This is a genomic window from Corynebacterium sp. HMSC059E07, assembly GCF_001814395.1.
Lineage (GTDB): Bacteria > Actinomycetota > Actinomycetes > Mycobacteriales > Mycobacteriaceae > Corynebacterium > Corynebacterium hesseae.
In genome coordinates this window covers 19,324-38,592 of sequence record NZ_KV816293.1, presented here as the reverse complement: position 1 = coordinate 38,592, position 19,269 = coordinate 19,324, and the positions used below count along the sequence as shown (strand labels likewise).

19 protein-coding genes and 1 pseudogene are annotated in these 19,269 nt (G+C 60.5%); 8 read left to right on the top strand and 12 right to left on the bottom strand.

The features are described 5' to 3' along the window. Positions 1-311: 311 nt before the first annotated feature. The 3 genes from HMPREF2967_RS05140 to mraZ all read right to left on the bottom strand — a co-directional run bounded on the left by HMPREF2967_RS05140 (position 312) and on the right by mraZ (position 2,797). Positions 312-1,148 carry a cell division protein FtsL gene (locus HMPREF2967_RS05140; protein WP_070685286.1) on the bottom strand — a complete coding sequence of 279 codons (837 nt, stop codon included), beginning with the start codon at positions 1,146-1,148 and terminating at the stop codon, positions 312-314. After that, complete coding sequence (gene rsmH, locus HMPREF2967_RS05135; RefSeq protein WP_070685284.1) at positions 1,145-2,188, bottom strand: 16S rRNA (cytosine(1402)-N(4))-methyltransferase RsmH; 1,044 nt, start codon at positions 2,186-2,188, stop codon at positions 1,145-1,147. Before rsmH ends, HMPREF2967_RS05140 begins: the two co-directional genes overlap by 4 nt. 174 nt (positions 2,189-2,362) lie before the next feature. Next, positions 2,363-2,797 carry a division/cell wall cluster transcriptional repressor MraZ gene (gene mraZ / locus HMPREF2967_RS05130; RefSeq protein ID WP_010190539.1) on the bottom strand — a complete coding sequence of 145 codons (435 nt, stop codon included), beginning with the start codon at positions 2,795-2,797 and terminating at the stop codon, positions 2,363-2,365. A gap of 523 nt (positions 2,798-3,320) precedes the next feature. Here mraZ and HMPREF2967_RS05125 point away from each other — a divergent pair. From HMPREF2967_RS05125 to HMPREF2967_RS05115, 3 genes are read left to right on the top strand one after another with little or no spacing between them, the layout of a single operon-like run. After that, on the top strand, positions 3,321-4,469 hold the full coding sequence (locus HMPREF2967_RS05125; protein ID WP_070596833.1) for an ABC transporter permease: 1,149 nt from the start codon (positions 3,321-3,323) through the stop codon (positions 4,467-4,469). Next, complete coding sequence (locus HMPREF2967_RS05120) at positions 4,466-5,155, top strand: ABC transporter ATP-binding protein (RefSeq protein WP_070565448.1); 690 nt, start codon at positions 4,466-4,468, stop codon at positions 5,153-5,155. The genes HMPREF2967_RS05125 and HMPREF2967_RS05120 overlap by 4 nt, the downstream gene beginning before the upstream one ends. Before the next feature lie 35 nt (positions 5,156-5,190). Next, complete coding sequence (locus HMPREF2967_RS05115) at positions 5,191-5,757, top strand: TetR/AcrR family transcriptional regulator (protein WP_070685282.1); 567 nt, start codon at positions 5,191-5,193, stop codon at positions 5,755-5,757. A gap of 85 nt (positions 5,758-5,842) precedes the next feature. On the opposite strand, the gene HMPREF2967_RS05110 is transcribed toward HMPREF2967_RS05115, so the two are convergent. Both HMPREF2967_RS05110 and HMPREF2967_RS05105 read right to left on the bottom strand, forming a co-directional pair. Further along, complete coding sequence (locus tag HMPREF2967_RS05110; RefSeq protein WP_070685280.1) at positions 5,843-6,250, bottom strand: DUF3040 domain-containing protein; 408 nt, start codon at positions 6,248-6,250, stop codon at positions 5,843-5,845. A gap of 152 nt (positions 6,251-6,402) precedes the next feature. Beyond that, complete coding sequence (locus tag HMPREF2967_RS05105) at positions 6,403-6,846, bottom strand: SAV_6107 family HEPN domain-containing protein (protein ID WP_070565446.1); 444 nt, start codon at positions 6,844-6,846, stop codon at positions 6,403-6,405. Positions 6,847-7,099: 253 nt separating this feature from the next. Between HMPREF2967_RS05105 and HMPREF2967_RS05100 the strand changes: the two genes are divergently transcribed. Genes HMPREF2967_RS05100 through HMPREF2967_RS05090 form a run of 3 tightly spaced genes read left to right on the top strand, consistent with a single transcriptional unit; the run spans position 7,100 to position 10,347 of the window. Further along, positions 7,100-7,672 carry a GNAT family N-acetyltransferase gene (locus HMPREF2967_RS05100; protein WP_070685278.1) on the top strand — a complete coding sequence of 191 codons (573 nt, stop codon included), beginning with the start codon at positions 7,100-7,102 and terminating at the stop codon, positions 7,670-7,672. A 43-nt stretch (positions 7,673-7,715) separates the two neighbouring features. Beyond that, the gene (locus HMPREF2967_RS05095; RefSeq protein WP_070685276.1) at positions 7,716-8,807 is read left to right on the top strand and encodes a polyprenyl synthetase family protein; all 1,092 of its coding nucleotides are present in this window, start codon (positions 7,716-7,718) and stop codon (positions 8,805-8,807) included. A 1-nt stretch (position 8,808) separates the two neighbouring features. Beyond that, positions 8,809-10,347 (top strand): alpha-(1->6)-mannopyranosyltransferase A, encoded by a 1,539-nt coding sequence (locus HMPREF2967_RS05090; RefSeq protein WP_070685272.1) that lies wholly within the window; start codon positions 8,809-8,811, stop codon positions 10,345-10,347. On the opposite strand, the gene HMPREF2967_RS05085 is transcribed toward HMPREF2967_RS05090, so the two are convergent. Further along, positions 10,316-10,714 (bottom strand): Rv2175c family DNA-binding protein, encoded by a 399-nt coding sequence (locus tag HMPREF2967_RS05085; RefSeq protein ID WP_070519830.1) that lies wholly within the window; start codon positions 10,712-10,714, stop codon positions 10,316-10,318. The two genes, HMPREF2967_RS05090 and HMPREF2967_RS05085, sit on opposite strands and share 32 nt — an antisense overlap. Positions 10,715-10,764: 50 nt before the next feature. On the opposite strand from HMPREF2967_RS05085, the gene HMPREF2967_RS05080 reads away from it, so the two are divergent. Next, positions 10,765-12,015 (top strand): protein kinase domain-containing protein, encoded by a 1,251-nt coding sequence (locus HMPREF2967_RS05080; protein WP_070685270.1) that lies wholly within the window; start codon positions 10,765-10,767, stop codon positions 12,013-12,015. A gap of 12 nt (positions 12,016-12,027) precedes the next feature. Here HMPREF2967_RS05080 and HMPREF2967_RS05075 read toward each other — a convergent pair whose 3' ends face one another. Further along, the gene (locus HMPREF2967_RS05075) at positions 12,028-13,416 is read right to left on the bottom strand and encodes a class II 3-deoxy-7-phosphoheptulonate synthase (protein ID WP_070565440.1); all 1,389 of its coding nucleotides are present in this window, start codon (positions 13,414-13,416) and stop codon (positions 12,028-12,030) included. A gap of 66 nt (positions 13,417-13,482) precedes the next feature. Beyond that, complete coding sequence (locus HMPREF2967_RS05070; protein WP_070519824.1) at positions 13,483-13,995, bottom strand: polyadenylate-specific 3'-exoribonuclease AS; 513 nt, start codon at positions 13,993-13,995, stop codon at positions 13,483-13,485. Between the two features lie 61 nt (positions 13,996-14,056). On the opposite strand from HMPREF2967_RS05070, the gene HMPREF2967_RS13545 reads away from it, so the two are divergent. After that, on the top strand, positions 14,057-15,319 hold the full coding sequence (locus HMPREF2967_RS13545) for a glycosyltransferase 87 family protein (protein ID WP_369816018.1): 1,263 nt from the start codon (positions 14,057-14,059) through the stop codon (positions 15,317-15,319). A gap of 35 nt (positions 15,320-15,354) precedes the next feature. Here HMPREF2967_RS13545 and HMPREF2967_RS05060 read toward each other — a convergent pair. From HMPREF2967_RS05060 to HMPREF2967_RS05045, 4 genes and pseudogenes are all read right to left on the bottom strand, one after another. Beyond that, positions 15,355-16,269, bottom strand: a pseudogene (locus HMPREF2967_RS05060) (hypothetical protein); the annotation flags it as partial. Positions 16,270-16,341: 72 nt separating this feature from the next. Then, on the bottom strand, positions 16,342-17,088 hold the full coding sequence (locus HMPREF2967_RS05055; RefSeq protein ID WP_070685266.1) for a lysophospholipid acyltransferase family protein: 747 nt from the start codon (positions 17,086-17,088) through the stop codon (positions 16,342-16,344). A gap of 66 nt (positions 17,089-17,154) precedes the next feature. Then, positions 17,155-18,111 (bottom strand): ROK family protein, encoded by a 957-nt coding sequence (locus HMPREF2967_RS05050; RefSeq protein ID WP_070685264.1) that lies wholly within the window; start codon positions 18,109-18,111, stop codon positions 17,155-17,157. Next, positions 18,104-19,267: a glycosyltransferase family 4 protein gene (locus HMPREF2967_RS05045; RefSeq protein WP_070685262.1), complete on the bottom strand. Its 1,164-nt coding sequence runs from the start codon at positions 19,265-19,267 to the stop codon at positions 18,104-18,106. Before HMPREF2967_RS05045 ends, HMPREF2967_RS05050 begins: the two co-directional genes overlap by 8 nt. Between the last annotated feature and the right edge of the window lie 2 nt (positions 19,268-19,269).

Here is a 19,269-nt window from a genome sequence, read left to right as displayed (position 1 = left end):
CATAAACGGCTTGCCGGTACGCGGGTTTCGGGAACGGGTCGCGGGAACGACGCGGTCGGCGTCGTAACGCTGCCGTGGTTGGTGAGAGGTACCGCGCGGTTGGGCGGCACGGGCGGCGGAAACGCGCCTCGGGCGCCGGCCACCTGAGTGTGGTGGGGTCACACGTCACCTTTCTATCTGCAGCGAGGATGGGTATTTGAACAGCTAAACATCGTGCCCCCACTGGTGCGGGGGTGGAGATGAACTCATCCCGAATTGTGCCCTATGATCGCCGCCCGTCCACGCAGGCACGCGCGGAGCGGGAAGGGAATCTATCCCCGAGCGGCGTAAGGAGCCTGGGCCGGGATATCCGGCAGCTCTACGTTTCCTTCACCCGACTGACCTCCCTCGGAGTTGTCTCCCGAACGCGAATCATTCGGGGCAGAGCTCTCACGCTCGCCCTGCCTTCCGTTGAGATTCGGGCGGGCGTTCAGGTTGTCGGACATGTTGGCGGTCGCGTTCGGGTCACTGGAAGCCTGCCCCGGGCGGACCGGCTCGCCGTTGACATCGATGACCGATTCCATATCCGGAGTTGCCTCACGCTTTTGTTCCACGTTGCCGTCCGGACCGACTTCCACAACGCCTGGCTGGACCGGGATACCCATCTTGGCTTCGTGGGCACGGCGGGCAACATCGGAGGCGGAGCGAACATTCTCCAAGTCTCGGTTGAGAGTTTCTAGCTGGTTATCCAGCGTGGATTCCTGTGCGGTAAGCTCCTGAATCTTGAAAGTCTGGGACGTCGACAAGCCCGAAAGCCACATGGCCGCAGCCACACCAGCGATAAGTAGGCCGATGGCAATGAAGGACAGGCGGGCGAAAAGACCAGTGACCCGAGTGGGCTGCACAACACGGCGCCCACGATTGCTCACTACCTGCTTCGACCCAAGGCGGTTTCCCCGCAGACTGGTTGCGCCCCGTCGTGAGGGCACTGTGCCGCGATGCGGAGTGCGGCTGGGCAGCGGCGTGGTACGGCGACCCCGCTCAAGTAGTGCGGTCCCCTGCCCCGAGACGTCGGCTCCAGTAGTGAAATCGCGGCTAGCGCCCATGGTGTGGGTCCTCTCGTGGTCGCGGTGGTCGGTTGCCTGTGCAGTGCGGTCTCTCAACGTCATGGCCTACCTCCCGGTTCATGAAAAGACGGGGTCCCTTCAAGACGCTCGAGAGCGCGCACCCGGACGGATGCCGCCCGCGGGTTCTCCGCAATCTCTTCCTTGCTCGCCTTCTCGGCCCCACGCGTCACAATGGAGTAGTGCGCTGCGGTGCCCGGGAGATCCATGGGCAGGCCCGCAGGTGTGGTCGAGGTGCTGAGTTTGGTGAAGGCATGCTTGACGATGCGATCTTCGAGCGACTGGTAGCTCATAAACACCGCGCGCCCGCCAACGGACAGGGCGTCCGTGATTACGGGGATAACCTGCTCAATCGCTTCAAGCTCGCGGTTAACCTCGACGCGCAAAGCCTGGAAGGTTCGCTTCGCAGGGTGGCCGCCGGTGCGGCGAGTTGCCGCCGGGATAGCGGCGTACAACAGCTCAACTAATCGCGCGGAATTGCTGAAAGGTTCCTTTTCCCTTTCTTTGAGCACAGCGGACGCAATCTTGCCGGCGAAGCGCTCATCACCATAAGTCTTGAGGATGCGGGCAAGCTCGCCGTGACTATACGTATTCAGAATGTCGGCGGCCGTCATTTCCTGGCGTGGGTCCATGCGCATATCCAGCGGCGCGTCGGTCTTGTACGCAAATCCGCGGTCGATCTGATCGAGCTGCATGGATGACACACCAAGATCAAACAGCGCCCCGGCAATGCCGTGCTCCCGCGCGATAGAAAAAATTTCGTGCTCGCCCTGCGCAATGGCGCTGCCCACCTCGTCGAAGCGCGCGTTGACGGCGACGAAGCGGTCAGCGAAGGGACTGAGACGGCGAGAAGCATTGCTCAAGAAAGCGGAGTCACGATCCACACCAATGATGCGTGCGGCGGGAAAGCAGTTGAGGAAGTACTCACTGTGGCCGCCGGCGCCGAGGGTGCCGTCGACAATCACTGCGTTCTCCCCTGCCGCTTCAACCGCTGGGGCGAGCAGCTGAGCCATGCGCGCACGCATGACGGGGACATGGCCGTGGTTGTCATTCACGTCGTAGGTAATGGTGCCATTGCGGTCCACAGCTGCTGTCCCCCTTTCCGTTCAGGCGCCTGAGGCTGCTGTCTGATGTGGTCGATAAAAAATCGAGTGCGTATAGGGCCCTGTCCGAGGAAGGGTTCTGATGTCGGGGAAGTACACCAGCTCATCCTCCTCGGGCAGAGTCCGTACACGCACTCCCAGTGCACCGGGCTAGCCCTAAAGCAGTCCGGCAAGTACGTCATCGGCGTCTGCTGCCGAGTAAGCGTCTTCAGTTTGCGCCTGGTATTCAGCCCATGCGGCTGCGTCCCAGATTTCGAGGAAGTCGACCGAGCCCACAACCACGCATTCCTTCGTCAGGTTTGCGTACTCACGGTGGCCTGCAGACAGCGTGATACGCCCGTGCCCATCGGGGCGCTGTTCGTCCGCACTCGCTGCCAAGTTACGGATGAACGCACGCGCGTCCGGGTTGGTACGAGACACAGCCGCAGCCTTCCTGGCTCGTGCCGCGAACTCCTCGCGCGGGTACACCGCAAGCGAGTGGTCCTGCCCCTTGGTGACCATGAGGCCACCGGCCAGTTCTTCGCGAAACTTCGCTGGAAGCGTAAGCCGCCCTTTGTCATCGAGCTTGGGAGTGTAGGTGCCGAGAAACATCCCCGGGTCCACCTTCCTGTCACTCGAAAACTCCGGATTCCTCTCGCGACAAGAGAACAATTCTCCTCCGCTGCGCCCCACTCTACCCCACTTTCCCCCACCGCCAACACCTTTAGCACCCCACTCGCCCGCGTGTCACAATAAACCTCCAGATAAAAGGATGTTTTTACGGTGGGAAGTTTTCCCGGCACCCCCTTGACACACCACCGAAGCAGAGGCTTTTCCCACGCGATCACCCACGCAACTTCCGCCCCTTAGAAGCTAGATCTCCCCACCAGCCCCAGAATCCTGCAGCTTTACCCTCCCCACCCCTGACAAAACCGTCAGCGGCACCCAGGACTCCGACCTCTAGGCCACACACGGTGGGTGAAAGTGGGGAATTAAGGGAAAGCGTCAAAAAGCGCCGCCACCACCGCTTCTTTTTAGAAACGCATCGTTTCCATGATAGAAACAGTGTGTTGCCATCTTGAGAACCACGGGATGGCGCTCCATTAGTTTTCTTCACCCACTAGGAAGATCCCCTATGTATCTAGCTTGGCGCGAGATGCTCTTCGCGCGTACCCGATTCATCCTCATGGGCGTTGTCCTTGCCCTCATGTCCATGCTCGTCGTCATCATCTCCGGCCTCACAGCAGGTTTGGTCAACGACGGCGTCTCCGGACTAAAAGCAATGGATGCCGACGTCGTCGCTTTCGCCGACGGCACCCAGAAAGACTCAGCTTTCACCCGCTCGGTTGTCGATGCCTCTGATAGCGAGTCCTTCGCTCAGCACGACGGCGTGGAAGAAGCCGCTCCTCTTGGCCTGACCATCGCCAATGCCCATAACCAAAACGGCACGGCAGTGGACCTGACCCTGCTGGGAGTAGAACCGGACTCCTTCGTGGCACCGGCAGGCTTGCCCGCACTTGACACCAACCGGGTCGACGGCCAGCCCAGCAACACCAAGCACGACATCATCGTCTCCTCCACCCTGCAAGACGAGGGCATCGAGCTCGGCGACACCATCACGCTCGATCGCTTGGATATCCCGCTGAATGTCATTGGGTTTACCGATAATCAACGCACCTTCGGACACGTGGACGTGGCCTACCTTCCGCTCGACATCTGGCAAGAGATCCACGCTGGCGGTCGCCACGGCGAAGCCGTGAACCCAGACGCTTATGACGAAGCCTCCGTCATCGTCGCCCGCACGTCAGACAAGCCCGACACCGAGGCCCTCTCGGAACAGTCCGGCCTGGATGTTCGAACCCTCAAGGAAAGCTTCGACTCATCCCCCGGCTACACCGCCGAGATGATGACCTTGTCCATGATCACGTGGTTCCTGTACGTCATCGCCGCACTCGTGACCGGCGCCTTCTTCCTCGTGTGGACCATTCAGCGGGCCGGCAATATCGCCACCCTCCGCGCGATGGGCGCGACCAAGGGTTTCTTGTTGCGCGATAGCCTCGGCCAGGCAGTCGTCATCCTTGTCTTGTCCATCCTGGCGGGTGCGCTTGTCGCCGTCGGCTTGGGTAGCCTCCTGGAGCAGACCGCCATGCCTTATGCCACCGAATTCAGTTCCGTCATCAGTGGCGGCCTCATCCTCTTCGTCGCTGGTCTGCTCGGCGCTTTCATCGCCGTTGTCCGTGTCACCCGAACCAACCCCCTCGCAGCCCTAGGAGAAAACCGATGAGCCCTGCTTTAGAACTAAAAGACGTCACTGTCAGCTACACCGATGGCGATTCGCAGGTTAAGGCACTCGATTCCGTCAATCTCAGCATCGATCCCGGCGAATTCGTTGCCGTGGTCGGACCATCAGGTTCCGGCAAGTCCACGCTGCTCGCTGTTGCGGGCGCATTGACGACGCCCGATTCCGGCCAGGTCCTCGTCGCGGGCGAGGACATCGTGCAGCTTGGCGACGCCCAACTGGCACAGATCCGCCGCAACCACATCGGCTTCGTCTTCCAGTCCACCGGTAACCTTCCTTCCGCGTTGACTGCGGAGGAACAGCTCGAGCTGGCCAGCAAAGTCATTGGTAAGACTGGGCGCTATTCCAGCACTGAGCTCCTCGACAAGGTTGGCATGAAACATCGCGCCAAGCACCGCCCGGGCAGCTTGTCCGGCGGTGAACGGCAGCGCGTTGGCATCGCGCGCGCACTCGTTGGCGACCCCCAGGTGCTGCTTGTCGACGAACCCACCGCAGCCCTGGATCGTGCACGCTCCCAGGAGATCGTTGCGCTCTTGGCAAAAGAATGCCACGACTTTAACGTCGCGGGCATCATGGTCACTCACGACTACGAGGTTCTCGATCACTGCGACAAGGTCTATGAGATGGTCGACGGCCGCTTAACACCGGCCACCGCCTCTGCCCAGCGATAAGCAAAGAATGCGCAGCTTAACGTAGACTCACACGCATGCCAAAGATCACTGAAACGACAGTAGCCGAGCACCGCGCCGTCCAGCACCGCGCGGTGCTTGAGGCTGCCGAAAAGCTGATCATCACTAGCCATGGTGCAGTCCCCACCTTGGCCGAAGTTGCCGCAGAAGTCGGGCTTGCCCGCCCCAGCATCTATCGATACGTATCATCCCAGCACGATCTACTGGTACAGCTGCTTATTCAGGCGACCCAATCGTGGAATGAGCAGCTCGAGGCCGCCATGAAGATAGCCTCCCCGGAGCCCAAGAAGCGCATCCACGCCTATGTCGACGCCACGCTCGATCTCTTCATTCATAGTGCACACGGCCATTTGATGACCGCCGCACAGCACTTCCCCCAAGCCTTTGCTGACGAGGAAGTACAGAAATCACATGGCGGATTCGCCTCCATCGTTGACGAGTTCTGTCCCGGAGTTTCCTCAGTAGATATCTCGTTGCTCAATGCGGCCATCGTCCGCGCCTCTGAACTGGCGGACGGCTCACCGGAAAAGCTCAACAGCGCAACGCAAACCCTCTACGCAATGGCCGAAGCCATCCTGCCCTAGGCCACCGCAATTAATAGAGCCCTCCGCTGATTTTAAAGCGGAGGGCTCTTCGAACCGGCCTTTAGGCGCCTATGTGCTTATGCGCTTAGCGGCCTTCAAAGCGACGACGGAAATTGTCTTCGAGGCGGTTTCCAACGTCGCTACCACCCTTCTTGGATTGCTTGCCGCGATCCCGAGTGGACGACTGCGCACCGGCTGCAACCAGAGAATCCTCCGAGTTTCCGCGCAGCATCCAGACGCCGGATCCAAACATGACTAGGAAGCCGAGGACCGAGAGGCTCACAAACCACAGGGATTGCTGGGCCAACGCAATACCGCCCACCATCATGCAGAGACCGACAACAATCAAGGCAACTCCGCGGAGGGTGATAGCGCCCGAGTTTGCGCCGAAAGAAGTTTCACCGGACACCGACGCACCAAAATCAGGATCATTGGCCAGCAACGACTGCTCAATTTCACGCAGCGCTTGCTGTTCGTGCTCAGAAAGGGCCACAGCATCCTCCGTAGTGGGTTGGGTTTAGGTAGTGGAACTGGGAAATAGGATTACTACCTCTATAACGTCAAGGATAGCGAGATAGTTCCCGCAAAGACAGTCCACACGTTTTAAACGCACTACGCCCCATTACTGTGGCCCCGCGCTCCACATTAAGCCGCGAGACCACCGAAGCCCAGCTCAGACTCAGTCGCATCCACATAGCGGGCGGCAAGCGCCACATAGCGATAGACCGTATCAGGATCAGGGACCGGATCCAGTCCGGATGCCACTCGCGAACGCACACGCGAGTAGTCCTTAAACTCCGCTGCCCACTGCGCATCAGCCGGGCCGATGAGCGCCACTTGCTCCCAAGCGGAGGTAGGCAAGCGCCGGCGACGTGACACCGTGGACGCCGCCACCCGAGCACCGGCAGCGCGCAGCGAGGCGCGATAGGCCATTTCCAAAGCGTCCGCGAAACGCCCCTCCGCCGCGCTCTGGCGCGCCTCCACCAACAAATCCAACGCTTGACCCACGAAACGATCGCGGCGTACGCACTGCAACGCCTCCCGGTTACGGCTCCGCGCCGCTGCTGTTGCTGAGATTACCTGTGCCATGACCTCTCCCCCTTGGGCTTCTTCCTGAGCTTGTCAATAGAGACTGTGTTGTTGATTTCCTGTCGTTGTTCGTTGACGCAATTCACCTTAAAGCCACCTTCCTACATCCACCCCCAACCTTAGTCCACATGTTCGAATTTGACAATAGTTTTAACGAACTTCTCCACGTTTTTCGAACATGCACATCAAATTTGCCTGCGAAGGGTTCGCCGCCTGCTTTCACATACCGCAAGAATCTGTTGTTATTAGACATGTGAGTTACACGCTGCGCCGCCTAAGCCCCCAAGAGTTCGCCATTGCCCTCCCGCACTTGGTGGATATCTATATTGCAGCGATGAACTACGACCCCTCAGTACGCAACAGCTCCATCATGCGGTGGCGCGGGGATCTCATACGTCCGGGGTTTTCCTGCGTGGCGGCCACCTCCGAAGACGGCATCACCGGCTTTGCCTACGGCTTTCTAGGCTCTCCTGATACCTGGTGGGATAAGCAACTCCGCCGAGCACTCTCCAACAACGGCGGCGCAACCCCAGAGCAAGAAGAGGTTCTCCACAACTATTTTGAGTTGGCGGAAATCCACGTAGTACCCGAGGCACAGGGCCACGGTCTGGGCCGTGCACTGCTCGAAGCGCTGGCCTGGAACCTCCCCGCCCGCTACATCCTGCTCTCCACACCGGAGGTTCCTAATGAAGCCAACTCCGCCTTCGGCCTCTACCGCAAAATGGGCTTTAGTGACTTCCTTCGCCAGCTCCATTACCCCGCCGATTCACGCCCCTTCGCCATCCTGCAATCAGCAGTGCCGCTAGCACCAGCCGGTACCGCTTAACCTGGCGTCTAATCCGTGAGCCTGCCCAGGTAGAGTGGCAGGCGTGACTACTCCGCAAATACCTTCCCTGGACGATATTCCCGTAGCCGTACGTGAGGAGCTCGAGCTTTTCCTAGATAGTCAGCGCGACGCCATCGCGTCCATCGGTTCCCCGGTGACTAACGCGATCTCCTATTTGGAATCCTTCGTACTGGACGGCGGAAAACGTATCCGCCCTCTCTACGCGTGGGCAGGTTTTATCGGCGCACATGGGCTCGAGGGCACGGAGTCCCCGCAGGCGATGCTCCGCGCAGCTTCTTCCCTAGAATTCATCCAGGCTTGTGCTCTCATCCACGATGACATCGTGGATGCTTCCGATACCCGGCGCGGCAATCCCACCGTCCACCGTGGCGTAGCCGCTCGCCATCGGGAGCTCGGGCTCAGCGGTGACGCTGACTTCTTCGGGCAGTCTCTCGCCATCCTTGTGGGCGACATGGCCTTGGTCTGGGCCGAGGACATGCTCCAGGATTCCGGCCTGAGCCCCGAGGCGCTCGCGCGCGCTCGGGCGCCGTGGCGGGCGATGCGCCGCGAGGTTATTGGCGGGCAAATGCTGGATATTTGCCTCGAAGCGGAAGGCTCCGAGGATGCAACGTTGGCGGACTCAGTAAACCGTTTCAAGACCGCTGCGTACACCATCGAGCGCCCGTTGCATTTGGGCGCAGCCGTAGCGGGAGCACCCGAAAAGCTTGTTGCCGCTTTCCGCGGCTATGGACAAGACATCGGGGTCGCATTCCAGCTCCGCGATGATTTGTTGGGGGTCTTTGGTGACCCAGCAATTACTGGCAAGCCCGCCGGTGATGATCTGCGCGAGGGCAAGCGCACGGTCCTCTTGTCATTGGCTCTGCAACGTGCGGATGCCACTGATCCCGCTGCTGCCGCGGAGCTTCGCCGCCTCATCGGCCAGACGGAGGATCCCGCAGATATTGCCCGCATGGCCCAGATCATTGCCGATTCCGGGGCACCGGATGTCGTCGAGCAGCGCATCAGCGATCTCACGCGCTCGGGCCTTGACCACCTTCATAATGCCCAGGTCGCCCCCGAAGTCACGGCAACGCTGGAAGAGCTTGCCCACAAATCCACCGCACGCCGGATGTAGCATGGCCCGCTCCGCATCCACGCGCGTATCCCTGCGCATTCCCAACCCGCTTCCTTTGGGCATCGTCTCCGCGGCGATCCTTGCTCTCGCCTCCTTCTCTGGTGGCGCAACCCGGAACCGCGGCGGCTTTCTTGAGGCACTCAACATCGGATTCCTCGCGTATGGCCACGGCCGCAACATCGGCATAGTCCTCTATTGGGTTGGCCTCTTTGGATTGGTCGCCGCGTGGGTCCTGGCTGGGCGTTATCTCATCGCCCCACAGCTCAAGAACCCGCAACCCGACGGCGCGCTGTCTGACATCCGCCGAATGCTGATGTGCTGGGTTGCCCCGCTGTTGTGCGCGGCCCCACTGGCTTCGCGGGACGTGTACTCCTATCTCATGCAGGGAGCCATGGTGCGCGATGGTTTCGATCCTTATGTCGAAGGCGCGGCTGTTAACCCCGGCCCCTTCCTGCTGGAAGTCTCACACGACTGGCGCAACACCACTACGCCTTATGGTCCGCTGCACTTGTGGATGGGCAACGGGGTAACCGACCTCGTGGGGGACAATGTCGCCGCGGGCATCATCGTCTATAAGGCGATATCGGTCCTCGGCTTTGCCGCCATCGCTTGGTCGATTCCACGCCTTGCACGCAGCATCGGGGGCGATCCGGCGCTAGCACTGTGGTTGGGTGTAGCGAATCCAGTGATTCTATTGCACCTCATCGGCGGCATGCACAATGAATCGGTCATGGTGGGCTTGGTATCGCTGGGATTGCTCGCCGCGGTTCACAACAAGTTTCATCTCAGCCTCCTTCTTGTCGGCGTAGCGGTGTCGCTCAAAGCCACAGCTGTATTCGCCGCGCCGTTTATCGTGTGGCTCATGCTGCACCACTGGGCGCCGAAAGGCACCACGCCACTCAAGCGCTTCGGGGTCTTTCTCCTGTCCGGCGTCGTTGCCGTGGCGGAGGTCGCGCTGGCGGTGGCGGTGATTACGTGGGCGTCGGGAAGCTCGTGGGGCTGGTTGTCACAAATCAGCGGCAATTCCAAGGTGATCAATCCCCTGGCCGGCCCTACCTTGCTCGCCGACATTCTGGTACCGCTCATCCAGGTCTTCTCCCCCGATACCACCTATAACGGGGTGCTCAGCGTGTTGCGTTCAATTGCGATGATCCTCATGCTCCTCGGCCTCGTCGTCGTGTGGTGGTGGGGGCGAACGGGCGTGCGCCGCGCGATTGCCGCTACGGCTGCTGCCTACCAGGTGGCGTTCGTCTTCAACTCTGTGACGCTTCCCTGGTATTACGCCTCCGTGCTCACGCTCATGGGAACCTTCCGCCCACCGCTGCCCTTGATCAAACTAACCACCGGCGTGGCCCTCTTTATCGGAGTGGCCTTCGCTGGCGACGGAAACCACCAGCTCTATAACTGGTTCTGGGACATCGCCATGGTGGTCGTGGCGTGGTCAGCAACGCAGTGGATTTTCGATGGTGTTCCACGCACCACCGCGGCCATGGATGAGGCTGCTACTGCTAAAACGCCGAAGCCTGCGCGCGCCGAATAACCTCGCGCGCAAGGTGCCCGTGGAGCGCGTCAATGGGGCGGCCTGGCAGGGACTCATCTTCGGTAAACAGGTGCGCCAGAATTTCATTGTCGCCCCAGCCGTTATCGGAGAGGACCGTAATCACTCCGGACACGTGCTTGGAAATGACGCCCTTGGAATTGAAGAATGCCTCTGGAACGAGGCGCTCCCCCTCGGCGTTTCGCCACACGATGAATTTACGCGCGTTGAGCAGGTCGAAGACGCGAGTGATGGGGAGATCGAGCTTTTCAGCAACCTCAGCGAGCGTCAGCAGCTTTTCCCCGGCGAGGAGCTGCGGTAGTTCCGGGTGGGGATTCTCGAAGTTGTTCTCAGAATTAGTCACGGACACAACTGTAGCCGGATCACACTTTGGGGCGCTGATCGGCCATACTGGAATCCATGACAAGGCTGAACGTGGGCGACATTCTTGAGGGACGCTACCGCATCGATCAGCCGATCGCTCGCGGCGGCATGTCCACTGTGTATCGCTGTGTCGACATGCGCTTGGGCCGCGCAGTGGCCGCCAAGGTCATGGATGAGCGCTATCACGATGACCCTGTCTTCGTCACCCGCTTCGAGCGCGAGGCCCGCGCCATGGCACAGCTCAGCCATCCCAACCTCGTCGCCGTGCATGATTTCTCCGCGGATGGGTTGCCCATCTATCTCATCATGGAGCTCATCACCGGCGGCACCTTGCGCGAGCTCCTTGCTGAACGCGGCCCCATGCCGCCACATGCCGCAGCCGGCGTCATGCACTCCGTGCTGGCCGGGCTCACCGAGGTCCACCACGCCGGCCTCGTGCACCGCGATATCAAGCCAGACAACGTTCTCATCACGGACAACCACCGCGTTAAGGTCGGCGATTTCGGCTTGGTGCGCTCCACCAAGGCGGAACACGATAGCTCGGGTCAAATCGTCGGCACCGTCAGCTACCTCTCCCCCGAGCAGGTTACGGGTGCGGATATCACCCCGGCTTCCGATGTCTATTCGGCCGGAATTGTCCTGTTTGAACTCCTGACCGGCACGGTCCCCTTCCACGGCGAGACCCCACTGGCCCACGCCACAGCGCGCGTGCACGCGGATGTGGTGGCGCCGTCCTCACGCATCGAGGGGGTGCCTATGCTTTTCGACGCCCTCGTGGCCACCGCCACCGCGCGCCAGCCGGCCGAAAGGTTTGCGGATGCCGGCGAATTCCTCGATGCGCTAGATGATGTATCCCGCGAACTGCAGCTCCCGCAATTCACCGTCCCCGTCCCGCGGAACTCGGCTGCTGCACGAACAGCCGCTGTGCCCACGGATTTTTCGGGGGCAGGCAATACCCGGGTCTTCGAAGCCACGTCCACGATCCCGGCGCCCCAACCGCCCACGCGGGAAACCCGTGTAGAGCCTCGAAACGATGCTTTTCTCCCGCCGGCCGCACCGGTAAATCCCCCGGCACCGTCCCCTGCGGTAGCAGAACCTTCTGCGCCGCTTCCCCCGGCCGGTGCCGAGGAGGAGCCGGAAGAGCGCCCCTTGAGCAACCGCAGCGCCATCGCGCTTATTGGTTTCCTCATACTCGTCGGGCTTGCCACCTTGGCCGTCGCCGTGGCGGCCTGGTGGTTTGGCTCCGGAGAATACAGCACGTGGCCGATTCTCTGGAGGCCATATTAGCCTGCGCAACTTCTAGTTGCGCAGCATCTCCGCGATAAGGAAGGACAGCTCCAGCGATTGCTGGGTGTTCAGGCGCGGATCCACGGCGGACTCGTAGCGGCCCGGCAGATCCACGTCCGTGATGTCCTCAGCGCCGCCGAGGCACTCGGTGACGTCCTCGCCGGTGAACTCTAGGTGGACACCACCCGGGTGGGTACCCAGTTCACGGTGCACCTCGAAGAAGCCCTGAACCTCGTCGACGATCTTGTCGAAGTGGCGGGTCTTGTAGCCGTTCGATGCCGTGAAGGTATTCCCGTGCATCGGATCGGACTGCCACACAACCTTGTGGCCGGAGTCCTCCACGGCCTTGATGATCGGCGGCAAGACGGAACGCACCTTGTCGTGGCCCATGCGGGCGATCATGGTGAGGCGGCCAGGCTCACGGTTCGGGTCCAAACGCTCTGCGTACTGCACAGCCTGCTCCGGGGTTACTCCTGGGCCAAGCTTGATGCCCACGGGGTTGCCGATGATGGAGGCGAAAGCGACGTGGAAATCGTCGAGGCCGCGGGTGCGCTCGCCGATCCACAGCTGGTGAGCGGACAGGTCGTAGAGCTTGGTCTCGCCGTTAGAGTCCGTACCCAAGCGCAACATGGAACGCTCGTAATCCTTCAGCAAGGCCTCGTGGGAGCAGTAGATCTGTGCCGAACGCAGGGTCTCGTCTGAGACTCCGCAGGCGTTCATGAAGGCCAGGCCGTTCTCAATTTCATTCGCCAGGGCCTGGTAGCGAGCGCCTGCCGGAGAGTTGGCCACAAACTCGCGATTCCACTCGTGGAGTCGGTAAAGGTCAGCAGTACCGGATTGGGTCAGTGCGCGGACCAGGTTCATGGCCGCCGAGGAGTTCGCATAGGCACGGATCATGCGGGCGGGATCGTGGCGGCGGGATTCCTCGTTGGCTTCTACGCCGTTGACGATGTCACCGCGGTAGTTGTACAAGCCGTTTGCGTCCAGATCAGAGGAGCGCGGCTTCGCGTACTGGCCAGCGATACGGCCCAGCTTCACCACCGGGGTGGACGCGCCATACGTCAAAACTACTGCCATTTGAAGCAGCGTCTTGATGTTGCCCCGGATGTGCGGCTCCGTATTGGACTCGAAGGTTTCCGCGCAGTCGCCTCCCTGGAGGAGGAAGGCGTTGCCCAAGGCGACGTCGGCAAGCTTGCGCTTGAGGTCCTCAATCTCTGGGGCCACGACGATAGGTGGGACGGATTCCAGGATCTTGCGCACGTTATCGGCTTGCAGCTGATCCCAGCTGGGTTGCTGCTTTGCCTCGCGGGCAATCGCATCTTGGAACTTCTCGTTGATCCCCTCCGGCAGCGGTGGCAGATCAGGGAGCACTTCTTTGGGAATATCTACTGTCCAACTCACACCCAGTATTTAACCATCTTGGGTCTATCGCGCGTTAGTTAATGGCATTTCGGCTACGGTATTAATTCACGCTTTATTAACGCGATTGCCCCTAGTCAATGGCAAGTGCTGTTCACAAACCCGAAATTTGGCCAGATTATGGCGGGCGTCGACCAACGCGTCATGGTTGCCGTTCGGGACTGGAGGCAGCTTGGGGCGGCCGGCGAATTCCCAATACTGCTTAAGCTCCCGGGTATAGCGCGGCAGGCCCTTGGGCAGACTCGCCATATCGCCCCAGAGTTGCGCAACAACCACGTGGTCATAGGCGCCCACCCAGGCCCACAGCTCGATGGGAGTGGAGTGCCGGCCAAGGAATTTCAGGAGATCTTCGCGGATGGTTTCGCGCGATTTCCAGACCGGATCTGCTGGACTCGGCAGCTTATCCAAAACATTCTCACGCACCCATGCGTTTGCCTTGGCCGGATCGAAGTCTGTGGATACCGCGTAGTATTCGCTACCGTCTTCCCCGACAATTCCGATGGAGACCAATTCAATGGTCGATCCGTCCTCGATAAATTCGGTGTCGTAGAAGTAGCGCACGCCCCGTATCCTAGTCTCCCGCCCACATAGGCCTGCCCACTGGGGGTCTATACTCAACTGCGTGAAGAAAGCTCTCTCCTCCCCTCTCCTCCCCTTGTTCATAGCAGGGCTGGCCTCCCTAGCGTGGATTATCCAGCTTCCGGCATTATTCAGCAGCGGCAGCATTGCGCCTTATTACCACATTGACCTCGATGTCTATCGCGAGGGAGGACGCGCGCTTCTACGCGGAGAAAACCTTTTCGCACAGAGCTATGTGCTCGACAACGGCTTTTCGCTGCCTTTTACCTACCCGCCTTTTGCTGCAGCGCTTTTCGCCATGGTGTCATGGCTCCCGTTGTGGCCGCTGTCCATTCTTCTCACCGCAGCATCGCTCGGGGCGCTGTGGGTTTGCCTGTATGCCGTGATTTCTCGGAGCTGTGCTACTGAGCGACCTGGTTGGTGGTCCTCGTGGGCATTGTGCGCCTGCATGCTGATGGAACCGGTTACTGAGACGCTCAGCTTCGGCCAAGTGAACCTTTTGTTGACCGCGGTAGTCATTGTAGATTGCCTACTGCTGAGCCCACGAAGCTCGTGGCGTGGTGTGCTTACGGGCATTGCAATAGCCATCAAGCTCACCCCAGCGGTCTTCCTCGCCGTGTTTTTCGTTCGCCGCGACTGGCGCGCTCTTGCCACGGCGGTGGTCTCCTTTGTCGCATGTGGTGTAGTGGGGCACCTCGCCTCCCCGGCGAGCTCAGCGGTGTATTGGACCGATACCCTCCGTGATTCCTCGCGCATCGGTGGGCTGGCCTACTCCGGCAACCAATCACTCCGTGGCTTGCTAAGCCGTATTGTCCCCGAGCAAGCAACGACCCTTTGGGTTCTCGGATGCATCGCCATCGTCGCGCTTCTGTGGTGGCTCATGGAACATACGTCATCGCAGGTTGAGCTCGTGCTACTCGCTTCCTCGGCGGCGCTGCTGTGCTCCCCGGTCTCGTGGTCTCACCATTTCACGTGGCTCTGCTTGGCAGCGGTCTATCTGACCGCCCGCCGACACTGGTTCCTAGCTGCCCTCACAGGGCTGACGTTGCTGGCCCGCGGCCACTGGCTCATCCCGCACAATGAGCAGCTGGAACTGACGTGGTCGTGGTGGCAGCAGATTCCGGGCAACGACTATTTCTTGCTCGTCGTGTTTCTTGTCGCGGTGAGCTGCTGGCTCAGGCTTGAGCCTACAGACGACGGTTCCGTTTTTCGCCGACTCGCACCGATCGGCGGCGGTTTAAGCGTCCAGCCCACGACGGGCACCTTGCCCAAAGCCCAAAGTGCTAGCGACGCAACAGCGCAATAAAGAACGCACATGCTAAGCCAGAACCACGTGTTTTCCAGCGGCCACTGGCCCGCCAGGCTAACCTCCCGAGGATGGAGCGCCATGGGGTAGCCATAAAGAATGGTGAGGCCGATGGGATGCCCAAGATAGATAGGCAGCGTGTGAGCACCGATGAAACGCAGACCGGTGGTCAGGGCCGGAATATAGGACACCACCACCGCCACCGCGATTCCCACTGGAACCTCGAAAAACTGCTCTACCATGCGAACAAGGATATGAACGTCATCCCTCACCAGCGCCTCCGTACCAGGCAACAACCACGTAACGTCAACTTCTCCGGAGAAGTTATCCCACGCGCGGCGAGTAAAAAAGCCGATGGCGTAGGCCACTGTCATCCCGGAATACGCCCAAAAACTGCGGTGATCCCATATGCCCTTAAACGGTGCCTCGATAGCTGCAGCGAAGTCGGAAATGGCATCACGGAAATAGGCAGCGCCAACAAAGACCGGGAGAAACATGATGGCCTTCGCAATCGAGGTGTATTGCGCCTGCCAAGCGATGAACAGAATCGGACTAAAGCTCAGCGCCATCGCTGCCCACCCGGGGAGCTTGCGTACGCACCACAAGAAGATGTTGAACAGAATCAGCGAATGCAAAAACCATGCCATGGAATGGCCCACGAGCAGGCTAGCTGTCATTTGGTCAACATCGAAGATGGGATCTCCAAAGACCCAGTGGTACTCCACGCGTTTGGTTTGTTGCTCAACGAGCATCCAGACCACATAGGGAACGAGGAAGTACCACAGGCGGCGTGTGAAAAGCTCCGCGAAGCTAAAGCGAAAAACCTTCTGGGCAAAAAAGCCGCTCACCAAGAAGAACAGAGGTAAGCGAAGCGGATCCAGCCAGACGTTAAAGGCCGCCAGCCACGTCTCCCCTGATTCAGGAACGGTGAGCGTGATGTGCAGAAGCACGACGCCCAGGATGGAGATGCCTTTCGCTACATCGGGCCAGGCAAGGCGTTGAGAGAGAGAAGAGCTCACAGATTACTGCGCCTCCGAACCGGGCTCGGCCCCTTCCGGGTAGCCGTGTCCAGCTTGCAGGGATGCCTTCACATCGGAGGCGTACACGTCGACATAGGGTTTACCTGCCAACTCAGCCAGCTGCTTCATCACGTAGTCCGTGAAGGCGCGCACGGTAGCGTGGTCCTGTGGATCAAGGTTGCGCTCGGCAGCCCACGCCTGGGGATCGATGGGCTCACCCACGCGCATGCCGACGCGAGCCGGGCGCGGAATCCATGAACCGATCGGGTTTGCCTTCCGGGTATTAATCATGGCGATCGGAATTACCTGCTCACCAGTGGTCAACGCGATGCGCGCCATGCCGGTGCGCCCTTTGTAAATGCGTCCATCGGGCGAACGAGTTCCCTCCGGGTAGATTCCAAAGAGATCCCCACGGCCGATAATGCGTTGCGCGCTCGCTAGCATGGCGTCGCTCGCGTCTTTGTTGACGCGGTCAATCGGCACCTGCCCCACGGAGCTAAAGAACCACTTTTGCAGGCCGCCAACGAAACCGGGGGTGGTGAAATACTCACTCTTAGCCAGAAAAGTAATCTGCCGCGGGCATAACAGGGGGAAGTAGAAAGAATCCATGACGGCTTGGTGAGAGGATGCCAAGATAGCCGAACCGGATTCCGGGATGCGATCCATTCCTTCGGACCATGGGCGGTTCCATACTCGAAGGGCCGGGCCAAAAAAGATGTGCTTAAAGGCCCAGTACCACTTGTTTCGCATCGCTTATAGTCCTATCTGTTTATGCCGAACAGGCCGCGCTGTCCAGTGAAAGAAAAATGTGCGGTGTTAACCTCGGTGCTCCTGGCGGGCGAGATCAGCGACACCAATCATACCCGCCGCGGAACCCAGTTTCGCGGTTGCGACTCGGGCCAGAGGCCTGTGACCGGCCCCGACAATCTGGCTAGCCATGGCTTCCCGTGCCCGATCTAGGTACAGATCCGCGTCCTTGGATACCCCACCGCCGATGACGATCAGCTCGGGGTCAAGGACATCCGCCACCATGGATAGTCCCTGCCCCAACCACTGTCCGAAGTTATCCATGACAGCCAGACCTAGGGGATCTCCCCGGCGAGCGGCCACGGTGATCTCCTCGCCGGAGGGATTCTCCGGGAGGGTGGTTTCAAAGTCACCGCGCAGATCCGCGCAGGTGTCCGGCAGAGCGGTTCCGGACGCATAGCGTTCGAGGCAGCCGCGCTTTCCGCACGAGCATTGGCGTCCGCCCGGTGAAACAACGAGGTGCCCAAACTCAGGGGCAGTGCCGAAAGCTCCGCGGTAAATCGTGCCGTCATTAAATAGCGTGGCTCCAATGCCGGTACCAACAGCGAAGAAAACCCATTCCTTCGCCCCGCGCCCTGCACCAAAGCGCCACTCCCCCCACGCGGCCGAGTTGGCGTCGTGCTCAAGCCGGACCGGAACATCCAAGCGCTTGCTCAAGATTTCACGCACGGGGGCGTCCCGCCACGGCAAATGCGGAGCAAAACGAACAATTTCGCATTCGGGATCCAAAAACCCTGCGAGGGCAAGTCCAACGGCATCAATGTCATGAGAAGCTGCGAGGCTGTCGACGCAACGCACGATGTCATCTTCGAGCTCTCGCGCTTCCGCGGCCGTCGGCACGCTCATCGAATCCACAATCTCTCCGGCGGGATCAATCACCGCGGCGCGCAGGTTTGTTCCACCAATATCGAACCCGATGGTGAGGCCACTGCGGCCGTCTTCAGCGGAGGGAGTGTGTTCAAGCATGACTAGTAGGATATACCCCGGCTTGCCCTCGATCACATTCGAGAATCTCGCGCAATCGTGCGCCCATGATTTCCCACGTCCAGCGCTCCTCTACGTGGCGGCGCCCGGCTGCCCCCATACGGTGGGCCCGGGGGGCATCGCCAAGCAACGTGCACAGCGCCTCCTCAAGCTCCGGCACCGAAGACCCGCGCACAACGAGCCCTGTTTCCGGAGTCACCGTTTCCGGTGCTCCGCCGGAATCTCCAGCAACCACTGGCAGCCCCGCCGCCTGCGCCTCGAGGTAAACAATGCCGAGTCCCTCGACGTCGAGTCCGCCGCCTCGTGTGCGTGCAGGCATGGCGAATACATCGGCTGCATGGAGGGCCAAACGCAATTCCGCCGTATCCCGCGCCTCCTGAATCACGGCGTCTGGGTAGTACAGATGCGCAAGTTCACGCAAGGTCGGCTCGTAGCGGCCGCGTCCGATAATGAGTAATTGCGCATCCGGGATCCGCACACGCACAGCTGGCATAGCGCGCAAGAGTTGGTCCTGACCTTTACGCGGGACCAGGCGGGAGATGCAGACAATTACTGGGCCGGAGCCCACCCCGAAATGCGCGCGGGCCGCCTGCTTCTCGTCTGCGGTTGGTGGAGTGAAATCCTCCAGGTTGACCGCCGAGGGCAAATGAACCCACCGCGCACCCGAGCCGAACGCGGGCTCCAACCTGTTGCGCGTGTAGTCCGAGATATACGTGAGGACATCCGAATACTTGCCGATCCTGCGCAAGGCTTGTCGTGCCCCAGGAAGCATGGACCACCCCACCTCATGCCCGTGCGTTGTGGCTACGATGCGGCGCGCTCCCGCAGCACGCGCTGCCGGCGCCATGAGCGCGAGTGGGGCCGCGGCACCAAACCACACGGTCTCGATATCGTGTTCTCGGATAAGGCGCTGCATCTGGCGGGCCGTGGCACGCGTCGGCAGCATGATGGAGCGCGGCCAGCGGACCACGGTATAAGGCAGCGTCGAGTCATACTCCGCAGCGGCGTCCCTGTCTTGGGTCGAGGCAAAGACGATGACGTCCTGCGGGTTGAGGGTCACCAGAAAGTCTCGGAGATAAGACTGAATCCCGCCGATGGTGGGCGGGAAGTCATTGGTGACGAGGAGTGTGCGCGCCATGT